This is a genomic window from Glycomyces endophyticus (assembly GCF_039531525.1).
Lineage (GTDB): Bacteria > Actinomycetota > Actinomycetes > Mycobacteriales > Micromonosporaceae > Glycomyces > Glycomyces endophyticus.
On the sequence record NZ_BAAAQF010000004.1, the window covers coordinates 25,379 to 43,474 of the forward strand.

20 protein-coding genes are annotated in these 18,096 nt (G+C 69.4%); all 20 read right to left on the bottom strand.

The genetic code is table 11. The features are described from left to right. Positions 1–23: 23 nt before the first annotated feature. A complete protein-coding gene (locus tag ABD419_RS03335; protein WP_344481709.1) occupies positions 24–377 on the bottom strand; it encodes an RNA polymerase-binding protein RbpA in 354 nt (117 codons plus the stop codon). Between the two features lie 449 nt (positions 378–826). Next, positions 827–1,072, bottom strand: coding sequence for a preprotein translocase subunit SecG (secG, locus tag ABD419_RS03340; protein ID WP_344483409.1), 246 nt, complete (start codon positions 1,070–1,072; stop codon positions 827–829). A 221-nt stretch (positions 1,073–1,293) separates the two neighbouring features. Then, positions 1,294–2,079 carry a triose-phosphate isomerase gene (gene tpiA / locus ABD419_RS03345; RefSeq protein WP_344481711.1) on the bottom strand — a complete coding sequence of 262 codons (786 nt, stop codon included), beginning with the start codon at positions 2,077–2,079 and terminating at the stop codon, positions 1,294–1,296. Between the two features lie 2 nt (positions 2,080–2,081). Then, the gene (locus tag ABD419_RS03350; RefSeq protein WP_344481713.1) at positions 2,082–3,278 is read right to left on the bottom strand and encodes a phosphoglycerate kinase; all 1,197 of its coding nucleotides are present in this window, start codon (positions 3,276–3,278) and stop codon (positions 2,082–2,084) included. 7 nt (positions 3,279–3,285) lie between these two features. After that, the gene (gene gap, locus ABD419_RS03355) at positions 3,286–4,281 is read right to left on the bottom strand and encodes a type I glyceraldehyde-3-phosphate dehydrogenase (protein ID WP_344481716.1); all 996 of its coding nucleotides are present in this window, start codon (positions 4,279–4,281) and stop codon (positions 3,286–3,288) included. 284 nt (positions 4,282–4,565) lie between these two features. After that, positions 4,566–5,552, bottom strand: coding sequence for a DNA-binding protein WhiA (gene whiA / locus ABD419_RS03360; RefSeq protein WP_344481719.1), 987 nt, complete (start codon positions 5,550–5,552; stop codon positions 4,566–4,568). Positions 5,553–5,555: 3 nt separating this feature from the next. After that, a complete protein-coding gene (locus ABD419_RS03365) occupies positions 5,556–6,473 on the bottom strand; it encodes a gluconeogenesis factor YvcK family protein (protein ID WP_344481721.1) in 918 nt (305 codons plus the stop codon). Between the two features lie 6 nt (positions 6,474–6,479). Then, positions 6,480–7,418 (bottom strand): RNase adapter RapZ, encoded by a 939-nt coding sequence (gene rapZ, locus ABD419_RS03370; RefSeq protein WP_425555906.1) that lies wholly within the window; start codon positions 7,416–7,418, stop codon positions 6,480–6,482. Between the two features lie 93 nt (positions 7,419–7,511). Beyond that, a complete protein-coding gene (uvrC, locus tag ABD419_RS03375) occupies positions 7,512–9,395 on the bottom strand; it encodes an excinuclease ABC subunit UvrC (protein ID WP_344481723.1) in 1,884 nt (627 codons plus the stop codon). Between the two features lie 37 nt (positions 9,396–9,432). Next, entirely contained in the window at positions 9,433–10,365 is a 933-nt protein-coding gene (locus ABD419_RS03380; RefSeq protein WP_344481725.1) for a serine protein kinase RIO, read from the bottom strand. A 210-nt stretch (positions 10,366–10,575) separates the two neighbouring features. After that, complete coding sequence (locus ABD419_RS03385) at positions 10,576–11,382, bottom strand: ABC transporter permease (protein WP_344481728.1); 807 nt, start codon at positions 11,380–11,382, stop codon at positions 10,576–10,578. After that, complete coding sequence (locus ABD419_RS03390; protein WP_344481730.1) at positions 11,372–12,160, bottom strand: ABC transporter permease; 789 nt, start codon at positions 12,158–12,160, stop codon at positions 11,372–11,374. The genes ABD419_RS03385 and ABD419_RS03390 overlap by 11 nt, the downstream gene beginning before the upstream one ends. 3 nt (positions 12,161–12,163) lie before the next feature. Further along, positions 12,164–12,976: an ABC transporter permease gene (locus ABD419_RS03395; RefSeq protein WP_344481732.1), complete on the bottom strand. Its 813-nt coding sequence runs from the start codon at positions 12,974–12,976 to the stop codon at positions 12,164–12,166. After that, a complete protein-coding gene (locus ABD419_RS03400) occupies positions 12,969–13,766 on the bottom strand; it encodes an ABC transporter permease (protein WP_344481735.1) in 798 nt (265 codons plus the stop codon). Before ABD419_RS03400 ends, ABD419_RS03395 begins: the two co-directional genes overlap by 8 nt. Then, positions 13,763–14,761, bottom strand: coding sequence for an ABC transporter ATP-binding protein (locus tag ABD419_RS03405; protein WP_344481738.1), 999 nt, complete (start codon positions 14,759–14,761; stop codon positions 13,763–13,765). The genes ABD419_RS03400 and ABD419_RS03405 overlap by 4 nt, the downstream gene beginning before the upstream one ends. Before the next feature lie 51 nt (positions 14,762–14,812). After that, a complete protein-coding gene (locus ABD419_RS03410; RefSeq protein ID WP_344481740.1) occupies positions 14,813–15,766 on the bottom strand; it encodes an MFS transporter permease in 954 nt (317 codons plus the stop codon). Further along, positions 15,763–16,230, bottom strand: a complete 468-nt coding sequence (locus ABD419_RS03415; RefSeq protein ID WP_344481742.1) for a hypothetical protein — start codon at positions 16,228–16,230, stop codon at positions 15,763–15,765. The genes ABD419_RS03410 and ABD419_RS03415 overlap by 4 nt, the downstream gene beginning before the upstream one ends. A 43-nt stretch (positions 16,231–16,273) precedes the next feature. Then, positions 16,274–17,191, bottom strand: coding sequence for an MFS transporter permease (locus ABD419_RS03420; RefSeq protein ID WP_344481745.1), 918 nt, complete (start codon positions 17,189–17,191; stop codon positions 16,274–16,276). Continuing rightward, on the bottom strand, positions 17,188–17,652 hold the full coding sequence (locus ABD419_RS03425) for a hypothetical protein (protein ID WP_344481747.1): 465 nt from the start codon (positions 17,650–17,652) through the stop codon (positions 17,188–17,190). The genes ABD419_RS03420 and ABD419_RS03425 overlap by 4 nt, the downstream gene beginning before the upstream one ends. 39 nt (positions 17,653–17,691) lie before the next feature. Further along, on the bottom strand, positions 17,692–18,093 hold the full coding sequence (locus ABD419_RS03430) for a thiol-disulfide oxidoreductase DCC family protein (protein WP_344481749.1): 402 nt from the start codon (positions 18,091–18,093) through the stop codon (positions 17,692–17,694). Between the last annotated feature and the right edge of the window lie 3 nt (positions 18,094–18,096).

The window sequence follows — 18,096 nt, forward strand, 5'->3', positions numbered from 1 at the left end:
TCATCGTGAGAATGTTCGAGGGACTAGAAGAGGGATCGCTCGCCGCGGGCGGCGGCTCTGGCGGCGAGGGCTTCGGCGAGGAGGTCTTCGGCCTCTTCCTCGCTGCGGCGCTCGCGGACGTAGTTGAGATGGGTCTTGTACGGCTTGACGGTTCTCTGCTCCGGGGGATTGTCCTGGTCGGGGCCGGCGGGCCAGCCGCAGCAGGTGCAGTCCCATTCCTGCGGCACGTCCACATACAGTGCGAATGGCAGTGTGGTCTCGTGTCCGTTGGCGCACCAGTACTTGACGTTCTGCCGGGCCACCGGCTCGCCGCGTTCCGAGTGGAGACCCGGGATGGCGCCGATGCGGGTGCCGCGGATGGCGTGTCCGTTGGACATATGTGTGATCGCTCCTCACTGACAGGGGGATCTACTGTGGATGTCGGCCGCACGCGACCACGGTTCCGGAGCGTCAGCGGGAGGAAGACCGAGACTCACCGGGGCGTGGCCGTGGAGTCAGCGGCCGGAGCGGCTGGGGCACCGCACGGAGCAATTCTATGACGTAACGCACACAGTGGCAAGATGTCATGAATGGGGGTTGTGCGAGATATGGAGCCGGGCCCTTGCGAGTCCGGCTTTTCGTTGTCATTGCAGCCCTAAGGAATCCGCAGAACGCTCTTCCCACACGTGCGGCCGGTCCGACCGGCCCGCCGGGCATCGGCGGCCCGTTCCAGCGGATTCGTCTCCGGCACCGGCACGGTCAGGTGCCGCTCCGGCGCGCCCGTCCTGTGAACGCGATCGGGCCCGGCGAGCAGTGCTCGCCGGGCCCGACTCGAAGTCTGCGGTGCCTACACCATCGTGCGCATGATGAGGCCGAACGCGATGATGCTCGCGAACCAGATGATGCCAACGCCGATCGTGATCCGGGTGAGGTTCTTCTCAGCGACCGTCGAACCCGACGCCACGGAGGACATGCCGCCGCCGAACATGCTCGACAGGCCGCCGCCCTTACCTTTGTGCAGCAGCACCATGAGGATAAGGATCGCGCTGGAGAGCAGCAGGATGATCAGCAGGGACCAGCTCAGAACCGACATCATCAGTGATCGGGTGTCCTCTCAACAACTACGGCCCGGTTTGGGGCTTGGGCCACGCACGAGTCTAGCGGAGTGCCGTCGATCGGCATAAATGGGGAGTCGCATCCTTGCGACTCGGAGTCGCAAGGGTGCGAGAACGCAAGGAGCCGCCGTACGTCGTTGTACGGCGGCCCTGTCTGCGGCCCGCAGCGCTCAGCTCGTGCGCTGCGGGCGAAACCTCGTTAAGCTCCCGCGTGCTCCGGGAAGCGAACGATCTTGGCGAACTCCTCGGCGTCCAGCGAAGCGCCGCCCACGAGGGCGCCGTCGATGTCCGGCTTGCCCATGATCTGGGCGACGTTGCCGGACTTCACCGAACCGCCGTAGAGGATGCGGACCCGCTCCGCCACCGCGCCGAACTTCTCGGCGAGGGCCGAACGCAGGGCGCCGATGACCTCCTGGGCGTCCTCGGCGCTGGCCGTGCGGCCGGTGCCGATGGCCCAGACGGGCTCGTAGGCGACGACGACGTTGGCGAGCTCTTCCTCGGTGAGCCCGTCGACGGCGGCGATGAGCTGGGAGACCGAGTGGGAGATGTGGTTCCCCGCCTCGCGGACGTCCAGCGCCTCGCCGACGCACAGGATCGGGCTGATGCCGTTGTTGAGCGCCTGGCGGACCTTGGCGGCGACCAGTTCGTCGCCCTCCTCGTGGTACTGGCGGCGCTCGGAGTGGCCGACGGCCACGTACGAGCAGCCCAGCTTCGCGAGCATCGAGCCGGCGATCTCGCCGGTGTACGCGCCCGACGGGTGCGCCGACAGGTCCTGGGCGCCGAAGCCGATGGCCAGCTTGTCGCCGTCGACCAGCGTCTGCACGCTGCGGATGTCGACGAACGGCGGGAGGACGACGGTCTCGACCGCTTCGAGCTGGTCGCGGTTGAGGCTGAAGGCGAGCTTCTGCACCAGCGCGATCGCTTCGAGGTGGTTGAGGTTCATCTTCCAGTTGCCGGCGATGAGCGGCTTGCGGGTCTCAGTCATGTTCACTTCTCCAGTGCGTCCAGGCCGGGGAGCGTCTTGCCCTCGAGGTATTCGAGGCTCGCGCCGCCGCCGGTCGAGATGTGGCCGAAGCCGTCCTCGGGCAGGCCGAGGGTGCGGACCGCGGCGGCGGAGTCGCCGCCGCCGACCACGCTGAACGCCTCGGAGTCCACCAGCGCCTGGGCGACGGTCTTCGTGCCCGCGGCGTAGTCGGGGAACTCGAAGACGCCCATGGGGCCGTTCCAGAACACGGTCTTGGCTCCGGCGATCCGCTCGGCGAAGAGCTTCGCGGACTCGGGGCCGATGTCGAGGCCCATGCGCTCGGCCGGGATCGCGTCCACGGACACGGTGAGCGGCTCGGCGTCGGCGGCGAACTCGGCCGCGGTGGTCGTGTCGACCGGCAGCAGCAGCTCGACGCCGAGTTCGGCGGCGCGCTCCAGGTAGTTCCGGCAGACCTCGATCTGGTCCTTCTCCAGCAGCGACGACCCGACCTCGTAGCCCTTGGCCGCGAGGAAGGTGAACATCATGCCGCCGCCGACGATGAGCGTGTCGACCTTGTCGAGCAGGTTGTCGATGACCGCGAGCTTGTCGGAGACCTTCGCGCCGCCGAGGATGACGACGTAGGGCTGCTCCGGCTTGCCGGTGAGCTTCGAGAGGACCTCGACCTCTTTGGCGATGAGCCAGCCGGCGTAGTGCGGCAGGAGCTTCGCGACGTCGTACACGGAGGCGTGCTTGCGGTGGACCGCGCCGAAGGCGTCGTCCACGTACAGGTCGCCGAACGCGGAGAGCTGCCCGGCGAACTCGGCCCGCTCGGTGTCGTCCTTGCTGGTCTCGCCCTTGTTGAAGCGCAGGTTCTCCAGCAGGAGGACGTCCCCGTCGCCCTGGGCGACGGCCTTGGCGTCGGCGTCGGAGCCGACGGTGTCGGTCGCGAAGGCGACCTCGCGCCCCAGGACCTCGCCGAGCCGCTTGGCCACGGGGGCCAGGGTGAAGGCGGGGTCGGGCGCGCCCTTCGGGCGGCCCAGGTGCGAGCAGACCACGACGCGGGCGCCGGCGTCGGCGAGCGCCTTGATCGTGGGGGCGACGGCGCGGATGCGGCCGTCGTCGGTGATGGTCTTCCCGTCCAGAGGCACGTTGAGGTCGGCGCGTACGAGTACGCGCCGACCGTTGACGCCCTCCACCAGGAGTTCGTCGAGCGTCTTCATCGCTGCGTTAGCCGACGAGTTCGACGAGGCTGACGAGGCGGTTGGAGAAGCCCCACTCGTTGTCGTACCAGCCGAAGACCTTGACCTGGTTGCCGATGACCTTGGTCAGGAGGCCGTCGATGATGCAGGAGTGCGGGTCGGTCTCGATGTCCTTGGAGACGATCGGGTCCTCGGTGTAGTACAGGATGCCCTTGAGCGGGCCCTCGGCGGCGGCCTTGAGCGCGGCGTTGACCTCTTCCTTCGTGGTCTCCTTGGAGGCCTCGAAGGTCAGGTCGGTGATGGAGCCGGTCGCGATCGGGACGCGCAGCGAGTAGCCGTCGAGCTTGCCGTTGAGCTCGGGCAGCACCAGGCCGACGGCCTTGGCGGCGCCGGTCGTGGTGGGCACGACGTTCAGGGCGGCGGCGCGGGCGCGGCGCGGGTCCTTGTGGGGACCGTCCTGGAGGTTCTGGTCCTGCGTGTAGGCGTGGATCGTGGTCATCAGACCCTTCTCGATGCCCACGGACTCGTTCAGGACCTTGGCCATGGGGGCCAGGCAGTTGGTGGTGCAGGACGCGTTCGAGATGATGTGGTGGTTCTCGGCGTCGTACTTGTCGTGGTTGACGCCCATGACCACGGTCAGGTCCTCGTTCTTCGCCGGAGCGGAGATGATGACCTTCTTGACCGAGCCGCCCAGGTGGGCGGCGGCCTTGGTGCCGTCGGTGAAGAAGCCGGTCGACTCGATGACGACCTCGGCCCCCACCTCGTCCCACGGGATGTTCGCGGGGTCGCGCTCGGCGAACGCCTTGATGGTCTTGCCGTCGACGGTGATCTCGCCGGCGCCGACCTTGACCTCGTACGGGAGGCGACCGAGGATCGAGTCGTACTTCAGCAGGTTTGCGATGGTCTCGGCGTCGCCCAGGTCGTTGTAGGCGACGATTTCGACATCGGCACCGGAGGCGAGAACCGCCCGGAAGAAGTTGCGCCCAATGCGGCCGAAGCCGTTGACGCCAACGCGGATGGTCACGTGCCCATCTCCTCGCTAGAACAGGATCGGATATCTGAATGAGACCGGAGGCGGTCTCGCACGCGATCCGTTCAGCCGAAGAGCGACGGTGGAACAGATCGCTGTTCGGCCTCGTCGCCGAGCACTCCTTGACCCTAGCCGCTCCGGTCCTCGGACCGTCCGCGGCTGGTTCCCCCCGATCATGTCACACCCGGGACGCGGGTGTGACATCGCGGTTAAGCCTAACCCTAGGAGCAGTGGTCGAGGCGGGTACGGCGGGTGTGTCGAATCGGGGCGAAGCCGCCCTATGCGACCAGCGCATCCTCTTCGGCGACCACGTCGTCGGGTCCCGGGACGCCGGTGTCCTGAGCGCGTTTCGTGGCCATGTTGATGAGGCGCCGAATCCGACCCGCGATCGCGTCCTTGGTGAGCGGCGGGTCGGCGAGGGCGCCGAGCTCCTCCAGGGACGCCTGGCGGTGCTCGAGGCGCAGGCGACCGGCGGAGGCGAGGTGCTCGGGGACGTCGTCGGCGAGGACCTCGAGGGCCCGGGTGACCTTCGCGGCGGCGGCGACGGCGGCGCGCGCGGAGCGGCGCAGGTTCGCGTCGTCGAAGTTCGCGAGGCGGTTCGCGGTGGCCCGGACCTCGCGGCGCACGCGGCGCTCCTCCCAGGTGAGGACCGACGAGTGCGCGCCGAGGCGCGTGAGCAGCTCGCCGATGGCGTCGCCGTCGCGGATGACGACGCGGTCGACGCCGCGCACATCGCGGGACTTCGCGGAGATGCCGAGGCGGCGGGCCGCGCCGACGAGCGCCAGCGCGGACTCGGGGCCGGGGCAGGTCACTTCGAGGGCCGAGGAGCGGCCGGGCTCGGTGAGCGAGCCGCGGGCGAGGAACGCGCCCCGCCAGGCGGCCTCGGCGCAGCACGGGTAGGCGCCGACCACATGGTTCGGCAGGCCCCGGACGGGGTAGCCGCGCTGGTCGGTGAGGCCGATCTGCTTGGAGAACGCCTGGCCGTCGGCCATGACACGCAGCAGGTAGTGGTTGTTGCGGCGCAGTCCGGCGGCCACGAGCACGTGGATCTCGGACTCGTAGTGGTACAGGTCGTTGATCATGCGCTTGGCGCGGCGGGCGACGTTCCCGGCGTCGACCTCGGCCTCGACGACCACGTTGCCCTGGCCGACGAGGTGGAGGCCTCCGGCGAAGCGGAAGAGCGCGCCAAGTTCGGCGCGTTGGCAGCAGGACTTCGTCACCTCGATGCGACTGAGCTCGTCCTTGACCTCCGAGGTCATCGCCATTCGTTAACCACCATCTTCGACCAGCAGCTTTCCCAATACGGCGGCCAGGGACGCGACGTCGTGCGTGACGCCGTCGGCGGCGAGGTCCGCCGCGACCAACCGGGCCTCCAACGATTGTGCCGCACTGTTCAACGAGCGGGGATCTGCGAGGGTTCGGGCGTCGCCTGACACGACGTAGTGAAACCGAACACCTTCGGCGTATCGGCGCAGCGTGTCGACGTGACCGGCGAGGGTCAGACCGTCCGTCTCCTTCTCCTCCGAGAGGTTGAGCACCACGATCTTGCGGGCCGCCGACGCGGCGATCCCCTCGCGCAGCGAGGGCAGGAGCAGGTGCGGGATCACGGAGGTGTACCAGGAGCCGGGCCCGAAGACCAGCCAGTCGGCCTCGGCCACCGCTTCGAGGGCCTCGGGGCAGGCCGGGGCGTCGGCGGGCAGGAGGCGCACGTCCTCGACCTGGCCGTCGGCGACGGCCACGTCGTGCTGGCCGGTGATCGTGCGCGTGCCCGGGCCCTCGGCGAGGTCGGCCTCGATGACGAGCGGCGTGCAGGACATGGGCAGGACCCGGGCACGGGCGCCGACCATGCGCCCGGCCGCGGCGACGGCCTCGACCGGGTTCGCGTGGCGCTCCAGGAGCGAGAGCAGGACGATGTTGCCGACCGGGTGCCCGGCGAGGAAGTCGTCGCCGCCGAAGCGGTGCGAGAACAGCTCGGCGGCCTCGGCGCGGGCCGGGTCGGCGGTCGCGACGAGGGCCTTGCGCAGGTCGCCGGGCGGCAGGACCGGGCGGGTGGCGCGGATGTCCCCCGAGGAGCCGCCGTCGTCGGCGACCGTGACGACCGCGGTCAGGTCGACGTCGAGCTTCGAGAGCGCGCGCAGCGAGGCCGACAGGCCCCGCCCGCCGCCGAACGCGACCACTTTCTGCATCAGCGGTTACCTCGGATCGGGGTGTCGGTTGCGGTTCCGGGGGACTAACTCGTTCCCGCGGTCCCGGTGGTGGGTGTTCGCGGGGAACCCGGCCGCGGTCAGGCGCTTGGCGATCTCCTCGGAGATGGCCACGCTGCGGTGCTTGCCGCCGGTGCAGCCGATGGCGATCGTCATGTAGCGCTTGCCCTCCCGCTCGAAACCCTGGGTGGTGCCGAGCAGCAGCGCCGTGTACGACTCGACGAACTCCTCCGCGCCGTCCTGACCGAGGACGTACTCCGAGACGTCGGAGTCGGTGCCGGTGTGCTCGCGCAGCGCCGGAACCCAGTACGGGTTGGGAAGGAATCGTACGTCAGCGACGTAGTCGGCGTCGCGCGGGATGCCGTACTTGAACCCGAACGACATGCAGGTGAACTGCAGGCGCGGGGACGACGGGGCGAGGAACGCGTCCTCGACGCGGGCCCGCAGCTGGTTCTCGTTCAGGTGCGTGGTGTCGAACAGGGTGTCGGCCGAGCCGCGGGCCGGTTCGAGCAGGAGGCGCTCGGCGGCGATGCCGTCGGCGAGCATCCCGTCCCCCTGGAGCGGGTGGGCGCGGCGGACCTTCTCGAAGCGGCGGATGATGACGTCGTCGTCGGCGTCGACGAACACCAGGTGCGGCTTGAAGCCGCCCTTGCGGAGGTCCTCGATGACGCCGACGAGGTCGGTCATGAACGCGCGCGAGCGCACGTCGAGGACCATCGCGGTCCGGCGGACCTCCTCGCCGCCGGCGGCGGCCAGCTCGGCGGCCTGGCCGACGAGCGACTCCGGGAGGTTGTCGATGACGTAGTAGCCGACGTTCTCCAGTGCGCGCGCCACGGTCGAGCGCCCACCGCCCGAGATGCCGGTGACGATGACGAGGTCCAATTCGCTGCGGTCGCTCGAACCCGCATGCACTGCTGCCACACCCATAAGTCCAGTATCCCCGAGTCCGTTCCAACCGCCGTGCTGACACGGCCCCGGCCCAGCGGCCGAATCGACAATCGTATAGGTACCAGCCCTGTCTCAATCACCGTTGTCATCGGGATTACGCAGATGTGTCCGCAAGGCCTCGGCGAGCTTCGGCCCGATTCCGGGCACAGCCTCCAAATCGGACAGTTCGGCCTCGCGGAGGCGCTTCACCGACCCGAACTCCTTGAGGAGCGCCTTCTTCTTCGACTCCCCCAGCCCGGGCACCGAGTCGAGGGCGGAGGCCGTCATCTTCTTGCGGCGGCGGCTGCGGTGCAGGGAGATCGCGAACCGGTGGGCCTCGTCGCGCACGCGCTGCATCAGGTACAGCGCCTCGGAGGTGCGCGAGAGGATCACCGGGAACTCCTCGCCCGGCAGCCAGATCTCCTCCAGGCGCTTGGCGAGCCCGGCGAGGTTGATCGTGTCGATCCCCAGCTCGGCGAAGACCTGCTCGGCGGCGGCGACCTGCGGCTGGCCGCCGTCGACGACCAGGAGCTGCGGCGGGTAGTGGAAACCGCGCTTCGGCTCGTCGCCCTCCTCGGCCGGGGAGCCGGCGGGCTGGTCGGCGAGCTTCGCGAGGCGGCGGCGCAGCGTCTCCTGGAGCGAGGCGAGGTCGTCCTTCCGCTCGCCCTTGATGACGAAGCGGCGGTACTCGCTCTTGCGCGGCAGGCCGTCCTCGAAGACGACCATCGACGCCACCACGTCCTCGCCCTGGGACTGCGACACGTCGTAGCACTCGATCCGCAGCGGCGCCTCCGGCAGGTCCAGGGCGTCGGCCAGCTCTTCGAGGGCCTTCGAGCGGGAGGTGAGGTCCCCGGCGCGCTTGAGCTTGTGGCGCTGGAGGTTCTCCAGGGCGTTCTTCTCGACGGTCTCGGCCAGCGCGCGCTTGTCGCCGCGGCGGGGCACCCGCAGGTCGACCTTGGCGCCGCGGCGCTCGGACAGGAGCTCGGCGAGGGCCTCGTGATCGGCGGGCAAGGCCGGGACCAGGACCTCCTTGGGGACGGTCTCGTTCTGCTCGCCGTAGAACTGGAGGCAGAAGCGCTCCACGAGGCCGGGCAGGTCGACGGGCTCGGCCTTGTCGACGACCCAGCCGCGCTGGCCGCGGATGCGGCCCTTGCGGACGTGGAAGACCTGGACGGCGGCTTCGAGCTCGTCGTCGGCGACGGCCATGACGTCGCAGTCGACGTCCTCGGCGAGGACGACGACCTGCTGTTCGAGGACCTTGTCGAGGGCGCCGAGGTCGTCGCGGAGGCGGGCGGCGCGCTCGAACTCCAGGGCCTCGGAGGCGGCCTGCATCTCGGCGATGAGGCGCCTGCGGACGGGCGCGGTCTCGCCGGCCATGAAGGCGCAGAAGCCGTTGACGAGTTCGCGGTAGTCCTCGGCGGAGATGCGGCCGACGCACGGCGCGGAGCACTTGCCGATGTCGGCGAGGAGGTTCGGGCGGTTGATCCGGTTGCAGCGCTTGAACTCCGTGTCGGAGCAGGTGCGGATCGGGAAGACGCGGGTGAGCAGGTCGAGGGTCTGGCGGATGGCCCACGCGGAGCCGAAGGGCCCGAAGTAGCGCACGCCCTTGCGGCGGGTGCCGCGCATGACCTGGGCGCGGGGGAACTCCTCCCCCACGGTGACCGCGAGCCACGGGTAGGACTTGTCGTCCTTGAACATCACGTTGAAGCGCGGGTCGTACTCCTTGATCCAGGTCCACTCCAGTTGGAGGGCCTCGACCTCGGTGGCGACGACGGTCCACTCGACGCTCCGCGCGGTGGTGACCATGCGGCGGGTGCGCTCGTGGAGGCGGGTCTCGTCGGCGAAGTACGAGTTCAGCCGGTTCCGCAGGTTCTTGGCCTTGCCGACGTAGATGACGCGGCGGTCGCGGTCCCTGAAGCGGTAGACGCCCGGCTGAGTGGGGATGGTGCCGGGGGCGGGACGGTAATCGACTGACACAGCACAAGGCTATATCCCGCCCCCGACACCGCCGCCGCTACGGGCGGGCCGCCAGTGCCAGGACCTCGGCGTGGAGGTCGTCCACCAGTTCGCGGTGGATCCCGCGGCCGGCGAACCACGAGCCGAGGTTCTCCACGTCCCGGGTCAGGAAATCCATGCCGAGCGGATTCGCGTAGATGTCGACGACCTGCGGGAGGTCGAGGACGACGAGCCGGCCTTCGTGGACGACCGTGTTGTACGGCGAGAGGTCGCCGTGGGCGAACCCGAGCTCGGTCATGCGGCGCAGGGCCTCGGCGGCCTGCTCCCAGAGGCTGACGAGCTCGGCCCCGTCGGGCCTGGTCTCGGCGAGCCGGGGCGCGGCGGTGCGGCCGTCGCCGATGAACTCCATGACGACCTCGGTGCCGTGGACCTGCACCGGGTAGGGCACGGGGACGCCGACCGCGTAGAGGCGCTTGAGCGCGTCGAACTCGGCGGCGGCCCAGCGCCCGGCGGCCTGCTCGAGGCCGAAGGTGGTGCGCTTGGCCATGGCCCGGTTGTCGCGGGAGCGCTTGGCGGCGCGCCCGACGGTGTAGTCGCCGGCCCGGTTGAACTGGGTGTGCTCGGCGCTGCGGTAGCGCTTGGAGGCCATGATGACGGCGCGGTCGGTGCCGGGGACGACGCGTTCGATGAGGAACACGTCGGCCTCCTTGCCGGTCTTGAGGACGCCGAGCTCGTAGTCGACGGCGCCGTGGTCGGTGACGACCCACTCCGGGTGCGGCTCGGGGCCGCGCTGGAGCGGCTCGGAGTCCCACCAGATCGACCAGCGGTCCCCCGCGGGGGGCCGGTCGTCGTTGGGCATCTCGTCGAACTCGGTGCGCATGGCTTCGAAGCGCTCGTGGTCCTCGGCCGAGAAGACGTCGTCAGAGGGACGGTCGCGGTGCTTGCGCTTGGTGGACTGGAAGGATTCAGTGAACTGCTGCTTGCGAGGCAAGGTGGAAGGCTCCTGTGAGGAAGACCCGTCGGCGCGTGTGCGTCAGCGCTGAGCGACGGGAGGTGAACTGATTTTCAGGGCGCGGGCGTGAGCAACGACAGCCATCAGAGACACCTCCATTCCATGCGAGCCCCGGGGCGGTACGCCTCCGGGCAACGAACGCTACGTTAGCGGACCTCCCCGGCGGCGCGCAAGTCTTTTTTCGTCACGTCAGTGACCTGCGGAGTCGTAGGCGCGCAGGCCCATGCGGAAGACCCAGACGGCGACGGCGGCGCTGGCGGCGGCCGCGATCGGCGGGGCCAGGAGCCACCACGCGTCGAGGCGGCCGGTGAGGATCTGGGCGGGCACGAAGCTGGCGAAGGCGAGCGGGAGGCCGAAGGTGAGGACGAGGCGGACCGCGGCGGGGAAGATCGTCAGCGGGAAGCGCATGGCCTCGTTCTGGAGTTCGGTGACCATGAACGCGATGATCGGGGTGCGGCCCTTCATCCAGAAGTTCGCGGCGTTCGCGATCGTGAGCAGGGAGGCCTGGATCACGATGGCGCACAGCAGGAGGAACAGGCCGGTGGGGACGGCGCCGAGGCCGAGGCCGGCGCCGGTCCAGCCGATGCCGAGCATCACGAGGCCGAGGGTGGCCTCGCCGAAGACCTGCATGCCGACGTGCTTGGAGCCGACCTGCACGAGGACGGGCGCGGGCCGGGTGATCCGGTAGTCCATGTCGCCTTCGACGATCATCTTCCCGGTGTCCCAGATGCCGTCCCACAAGAGCGCGGTGGAGGACCAGGAGGTGGCGAGGAACCCGGCGAGGACGAGCATCTCGTGGTAGCCCCAGCCGTCGATGGTGCTGACGTTCCCGAACAGGATCGTCAGGAACGCGAACAGCATGATCTGCCAGAACGTGCCGGAGACGGCCATGACCCAGAAGTCGGCCGGGTACTCGGCGATCGACCGCAGGTAGGCGCCGATCGAGCGGCGGTAGACCCCGAACGCGTGCCGGGACCCGGAGACGTCAACCGCCATGGACGGTCACCTTCTTCACGAGTTGGGACCAGATGAGCCGCCCGATCACCCACAGGCCGACGGCCCAGGCGGCCTCGGCGGCGAGGAGGCCGAGCGCGCCGGCGGTGTCGACGCGGCCGAGGTAGATCGAGGCGGGCGTGGTCGTGAAGTGGACGAACGGGAGCGCCCAGGCGACCCCTTGGAGCCACAGCGGCATGAGCGCGAGCGGCACCATCATCCCCGAGAAGAACGCCAGCATCGTGTCGCGGGCCCACTGGATGCCCAGGTAGCGCTGGGTCACGAAGCAGGTCAGGACCGACAGGTAGGTGATGCCGAACGCCAGCGGGAAGATGAACAGGACGCTGACGACGGTGAGGACCGCCGCGAGCGCCGAGTCCGGCGGCGCGGGCCGGAAGATCAGGACCGCGGCCGCGGTGCCGAGGATCGCGGCCGGCACCGAGGCGGCCATGCCGCCGATGTACTCCCCCGCGCGGGCGCGCTGGAAGTCCACGGGCTTGGTGAGGTCGACCGCGACGAGGCCGTCGAGGATGCGGTTGGCCATCTCCCAGTCGGAGCCGGCCCACGCGAGGGTCGAGGTGAGGAACCCGACGATGAGGTAGGCCTTCATGGCCTGCCAGTCGTAGCCGCCCATCTCGCCGTCGCCGATGAGGTTGCTCCAGACGGCGAGGCCGGCCAGGAGCGACCAGCCGCCGAAGAGCACGGAGAACAGCCAGGTGGTCTTGTAGGCGATCTTGCGCTTGAACGAGATCGTCGCGAGCGCGAGGTCGACGCTTGCCATGTGTCAGTGTCCAGACGAGTCGTAGGAGCGCAGGCCGAGCCGGTACACGCCGAGCGCCGCCAGGACCGAGGCGGCCGCGGCCAGGGGCGGGCCGACGAGCCACGCGGCCGAGAGGTGCCCGGTGAGGACGGCGACGGGCACGAAGTTGACGAACGCGACCGGGACGACGGTCATGGTCACGATCTTCACCGCGACCGGGAACAGCCCCAGGGGCATCGTCATGGCGTTGTGCTGGAGGTCGATGAGCACGAACGCGAAGTTCGACATCGGGCCCTTGATCCAGAAGTTCACCGCGCACAGCGCGGTGATGAGGGCGCACTCGATGACGATCGCGCAGGCCACGCCGAGGACGCCGACGGGCAGGGCGGCGAGGCCCATGCCGGCGCCGATCCACCCGTAGGCGGCCATGACGAGCCCGAAGCCGACCTCGCCGAAGCCCTGCATGCCGATGTGGGTGGTGGCGACCTGCACGACCACGGGCGCGGGCCGGGTCATGCGGTAGTCGATCTCGCCCTTGAGGACCATCTGTCCGGTGCTCCACACGCCGTCGCACAGGAGCGCGGTGGAGCCGGCGGCGACGGTGAGCAGCCCCGAGAGCATGAGCATCTCGTGGTAGCGCCAGCCGGCGACGTCGGGCACGGTGGCGAACAGGACGGTGAGGAACGCGAACTGGAGGACGTTCCACATGACGCCGGCCGAGGCCATGACCCAGAAGTCGCCGGGGTACTCGGTGATGGCGCGGATCTGGGCGATGAGCGAGCGGCCGTAGACGCCGCCCACGTGGCGCGCGGTCAGGCGGGAGGAGAGGTCAGCCACCGTGCACCGTCACCTTCTTGACCGCGTGGTTGAAGACCATGCGGCCGCCGAACCACAGGCCCACGGCCCAGGCGGCCTCGGCGGCGAGGAGGCCGAGCGCGCCGGCGGTGTCGACGCGGCCGAGGTAGATGGCGGCGGGCGTGGTCGTGAAGTGCGGGAACGGCAGGGCCCAGGCGATCGCCTGGAGCCAGGAGGGCATGAACGCCAAGGGGATCACCATCCCGGAGAAGAAGCCGAGCAGGGCCTCGCGCAGCCACATGACGCCGAGGTACCGCTTGGTCCAGAAGCACACCAGGACCGTGAGGTAGGTGATGCCGAACGCCAGCGGGAACACGAGGACGAAGCTGACGGCGGTGAGGAGCCCGGCGGTGGCGGAGGCCGGTCCGGGCGGGTCGAACAGCAGCCACGCGCCGGCGACGCCGACGAGCACGGTCGGGACGGTGGAGACCATCGAGCCGACGTACTCGGCGGCCCGGGCGCGCTGGAAGTCCACGGGCTTGGTCAGGTCGATCGCGATGTGGCCGTCGAGGATGCGGTCGGCGATGTGCCAGTCGGCCGCGCCGAAGACCACGGTCGCGGTCATGAACCCGATGATGATGTAGGCGCGCATCGAGTCCCAGTCGTACCCCGAGAGCGCGCCGTCGGCGAGGAGGTAGCGCCACATCGCCATGGAGACGAGCATGGCGCCCCCGCCGAGGATCAGGGCGATGAGCCACTGGGCCTTGTAGGCGATGCGGCGTTTGAACGCGATGGCCGCGAAGGCGCGGTCGACCGCGAGCGCGCTGGTCACTTGGTCAGTTCCCCTGCGTAGAGGCGGCGGATGACGTCCTCGATGGACGGCTCGGAGAGCGAGAGGTCGCGCGGGGCGAGTTCGGCGGTGAGGGCGCCGAGGACCTCGGCGGTGGAGAAGTGCCGCGACTCGTAGGTCGCGACGACCTCGCTGGGGGCCTCGCCCGCGGCCCACTCGTACTGCGGGAACTTGAGCTTGAGCTCCTCGACGTCGGCGGGGCCCTCCAGGAACAGGTTCACGGACTTGGTGGTGATGTAGTGGGCCTTGAGCTGCTGGATGGGGCCGTCGTAGGCGATGGCGCCCTTGTCGATGACGACGATCCGCTCGCAGACCTCCTCGATGTCGGCGAGGTCGTGGCTGGTGAGCAGGAGCGTGGTGCCGTCGTCGACGAGTTCGCGCAGGAACGCGCGGAGGCGGTCCTTGACGGAGATGTCGAGGCCGATGGTCGGCTCGTCGAGGTAGACCATCTTGGGCGCGTGGATGAGCGCGCACGCGAGGTCGGCGCGCATGCGCTGGCCCAGCGACAGGGTCCGGGCGAGCGCGGGCATGAACTCGCCGAGGTCGAGCAGGTCGTCGAACTTGGCGATGCGGGCCCGGTAGTCGGCGTCGGAGACGCCGTACATGTGTTTGAGGAGCTTCAGGGACTCCTCGACGGGCAGGTCCCACCACAGCTGGGTGCGCTGGCCGAAGAGCACGCCGATGTCGTGGGCGTTGGCGATGCGCTCGGTGTGCGGGTCGCGGCCCATCACGCGGACGGTCCCCTCGGAGGGGCGCAGGATGCCGGTGAGGAGCTTGACGGTGGTGGACTTGCCCGCGCCGTTGGGGCCGACGTAGGCCACCGACTCGCCCGCCTCGATCGACAGGTCGATGCCGTCCACCGCGGTGTAGTTCTTGTACTTGCGCTGGGCGAGGTGTTTGACCGCGCCCTTGAACCCCGAGGCCTTGTCGGGCCTCCGGAAGGTCTTGGTGAGGGATCGGGCTTCGAGAATCGGCATCCTTCAACGGTAGGAAAATCAGCCCCGAATTCTCAAGCGCGTTTCCGCGGCCTAGGACGCCGGCTCGGCCTCGGGGAGGGGTTCGGGGGCTTCCCGCTGCGCCGGGACACGCTTGCGGGCCTTGAGTTTCGCTCGAACGAGACCGGGTGCCCGGGGCAGATTGCGAATCAGGTCACGCGGACGGATGCGCTCCAGCGGCAGGAAGCACGCCATCGCGACCATATGGGGCAGGAAGCTGATCTCGACGGCGAGGTAGACCGTCAGGTGGAAGCAGTAGAAGAACGCCACGATGCCGTACTTGACCCGTTTGGCGGCGACGAACATGACGATCGGGCTGAGCAGCTCGAAGCAGACCATGCCCCACTGGGAGGCCCGCAGCATCCACGGGTAGTCGAGCAGCCAGGTCGAGAACTCGGTGCCGCGGCGCAGGATCGCCCAGGTCATGGTCGCGGAGTTGACCCATTCCCAGCCGCCGTAGCGGATCTTGGCCCAGGCGGCGAAGAAGTACGTGCAGATGACGCCGATCTGGACCAGGTTGAAGCCCCAGCCGACGTGCTCGGAGAGGGTCCGGCGGTCGCCCCATCTGGCCTTCGGCATGGTGGGGAGCAGGAACAGCAGCAGGAGGAACCCGAACTTGCCGTGGTCGACCTTCCCGTAGGACATCGCGATGATCATCCACTCGAAGTAGGCGACCGCGACGATCCAGCCGAAGAGCCGGGGCTTGTAGCCGAGCATCATGGGGGTGGCGGCGGCGAGCAGCACGACGAGGGTGCCGACGACGATCCAGTAGTTCGGGACGGGGAAGACCGGCAGGACGCGGGCGATGAACAGCGGCTGGTACAGCTCGCCGGGGACGTGGCGGTGGCCGAGGATCCACGGCATGTACCACCACCAGTCCACCCAGATGAACGCGCCGGCGAGGAACCGCATCGCGGCGACGCGCCCGAGCGCGACGGGCTGGAAGAACCAGCCGGTGGCCTTGCGGGCCAGGGGGAGCGGTGTCACGCGTCGTCCTCCCGGGTCCAGGTGGCCTCGACGACCTCGATGACCTCGCCGGTCTGGTGGCCGTCCTCGAGCCGGTAGCGGCGCTCGATGATCTCGACGGTGACGATCTCGGGCTTCTCGGGGTTGGTGTTCTCGTAGGCCTCGGCGATGAACCGGAGGAGTTCGGGGTCGTCGATGAAGCGGCCCTTCTGGCCTTCGAGCTCGGCCCGGCGGAAGCCGGTGATGCGCTCGGTGAGGCTGAACCGCTCGCCCTCCTCGTTCACGGCCTCGACGCGGGTCGAGCCGGCCCAGCCGTCGAGTTCCTTGGAGAACGAGTACATCTTGAAGGGCGCGAACGGGAAGAAGTCGTCGGCGCCCCAGAAGGTGGTGGCGGTGACGAGGGCGAGCACGACCATGGTGATCGAGACGCGCACGGCGCGCCCCGCCGGCCGGACCCGGGAGAGGTGGGGATCTTCCGCATTCACGGCAAGAGTATGGCACGGCGCCGCCAGGGCGGGCCGCTCCGCGTCAGGCGCCGGACTCGAACTGCGGCTCGGGTTCGCGCTCGGTGTGCCCGGTGTCGCGCCTCGTGAAGCGCGCCTTGGTCTTCCGCGCGATCTCGCGCGGGTCGATCCGCTCCAGCGGCAGGAAGCAGGCCATGGCGACCAGGTGCGGCAGGAAGCTGATGCCGAGGGAGGCGAAGACGGCGACGTGGAAGCAGTACAGGAACGCGACGATCGCGTACTGGACCCGCTTCCAGCGGTAGACGAGGAGCACGACGGGCGTGAGCAGCTCGAAGGCGATCATGCCCCACTGGGCGGCGTGCAGGAGCCCGGGGAAGTCGAGCAGCCAGTTCGAGAACACCGTGCCGCGGCGGATGATCGCCCAGGTGAAGACCCCCGAGTTGGCCCAGTCGAAGCCGCCGTAGCGGAACTTCGCCCACGCGGACAGGAAGTAGGTGCAGACCACGGCCAGCTGGACGAGTTTGAAGCCCCAGCCGACGCGCTCCGAGCGGTGCTCGCGGTCGCCCCACTTCGCGTGGGACGGCATCATGCACAGCACCAGGAGCAGGGTCATGAACCCGAAGCTGGCGTGGTCGACCTTCCCGTACGAGTTGGCGATGACCATCCACTCGAAGTAGGCGGCGAACAGGATCCAGCCGAAGAGCTTGGGCCGGTAGCCGAACATCATGGGCGTCGCGGCGGCGAGCATGACGACGAGCGTGCCGGTGACGAGCCAATAATCGGGGGTCGGGAGCGGGAGGACGCGGCCGATGAACAGCGGCTGGTACAGCTCGCCGGGCACGAACCGGTGGCCGAAGATGAAGGGCATGTACGCCCACCACTCGATCCACACGTAGAGCCCGGCGAGGAAGCGCATGGCGGCGACCCGGCCCAGGGGCACCGGTTCGAAGAAGAAGCCGTTCACGGCGGTGCGGACGCTCACGCGGTCCCCTCCTCGGTCCAGACCGCGACGATCTCCTCGGTCTCCTCGCCGGTGCGCTCGCCGTCGACCAGCTCGTACCGCCTGGTGACGATCTCGGCGCCGACGATCTCGGGGTCGCCCGGATGGGCGGCCTCGTACGCCGCGGCGATGTGCGCGAGCAGGTCCGGGTCCTCGCGGAAGCGGGTGAGCTGGCCTTCGAGCTCGGCGCGGCGGAATCCGGTGTCGTCGTCGTCGATCGCGATCCGCTCGCCCTCGGCGTCGGTGAGGAAGACGTTGGTGCTCTTGACCCAGCCGTCGGGGTCGGTGGCGCGCGAGTACATCTTGAAGGGCGCGAACGGGAAGAAGTCGTCCTCGCCCCAGACGGAGGTCGCCATGAGCGCGAGGACCATCGCGGCGGCGGCCGCGACGCGGACGACCTTGCCGGTGCGGCTCAGCGGGCGTTCGGTGCGCTCAGCGGGCATCGGCAGAGTATGGCATACCGGAATCCAGGCTCAGGATGCTCACTGCTGCCCGCGGAGGCGGTCGCGCTCCGCCTGCGGGAGGGAGCACGCGGCCGTGCCGCCGGGCAGGCGGTGGCGGTTGCGGGCGACCCACCGGTACAGGGGCCACATGACGAACGAGACGGGCTTGAGCGACAGGAGCCAGCCGAACGGCTTCCAGTACCACTGGGCCCGGCGCAGGAGCACGGCGATCGCGTCGGGGCCCGAGCGCTGGAAGCTGATCTCGACCCATTGGACGGCGTCCTCGGCCTCCTGCTGGGTGATCCCGAGGGCGTCGAGGTCGGCCCACTGCCAGGGCACGACCTTGGCGCGGGTGCGCACGTGCTTCTCGATGAAGTTCGCGCAGCTGGTGCAGAACGCGCAGTCGCCGTCGTAGACGAACGTGTGCTGCTCTTCGTGCATGGT

What these genes read in the sequence shown, in the direction of transcription:
- ABD419_RS03390 (WP_344481730.1), bottom strand. Translation starts at nt 12,160, where the DNA reads ATGGCAAGCGTCGACCTCGCGCTCGCGACGATCTCGTTCAAGCGCAAG.
- tpiA (WP_344481711.1), bottom strand. Translation starts at nt 2,079, where the DNA reads ATGACTGAGACCCGCAAGCCGCTCATCGCCGGCAACTGGAAGATGAAC.
- ABD419_RS03335 (WP_344481709.1), bottom strand. Translation starts at nt 377, where the DNA reads ATGTCCAACGGACACGCCATCCGCGGCACCCGCATCGGCGCCATCCCG.
- whiA (WP_344481719.1), bottom strand. Translation starts at nt 5,552, where the DNA reads ATGGCGATGACCTCGGAGGTCAAGGACGAGCTCAGTCGCATCGAGGTG.
- ABD419_RS03425 (WP_344481747.1), bottom strand. Translation starts at nt 17,652, where the DNA reads ATGCCCGCTGAGCGCACCGAACGCCCGCTGAGCCGCACCGGCAAGGTC.
- rapZ (WP_425555906.1), bottom strand. Translation starts at nt 7,418, where the DNA reads ATGGGTGTGGCAGCAGTGCATGCGGGTTCGAGCGACCGCAGCGAATTG.
- ABD419_RS03430 (WP_344481749.1), bottom strand. Translation starts at nt 18,093, where the DNA reads ATGCACGAAGAGCAGCACACGTTCGTCTACGACGGCGACTGCGCGTTC.
- ABD419_RS03385 (WP_344481728.1), bottom strand. Translation starts at nt 11,382, where the DNA reads ATGGCGGTTGACGTCTCCGGGTCCCGGCACGCGTTCGGGGTCTACCGC.
- ABD419_RS03365 (WP_344481721.1), bottom strand. Translation starts at nt 6,473, where the DNA reads ATGCAGAAAGTGGTCGCGTTCGGCGGCGGGCGGGGCCTGTCGGCCTCG.
- ABD419_RS03350 (WP_344481713.1), bottom strand. Translation starts at nt 3,278, where the DNA reads ATGAAGACGCTCGACGAACTCCTGGTGGAGGGCGTCAACGGTCGGCGC.
- ABD419_RS03405 (WP_344481738.1), bottom strand. Translation starts at nt 14,761, where the DNA reads ATGCCGATTCTCGAAGCCCGATCCCTCACCAAGACCTTCCGGAGGCCC.
- secG (WP_344483409.1), bottom strand. Translation starts at nt 1,072, where the DNA reads ATGTCGGTTCTGAGCTGGTCCCTGCTGATCATCCTGCTGCTCTCCAGC.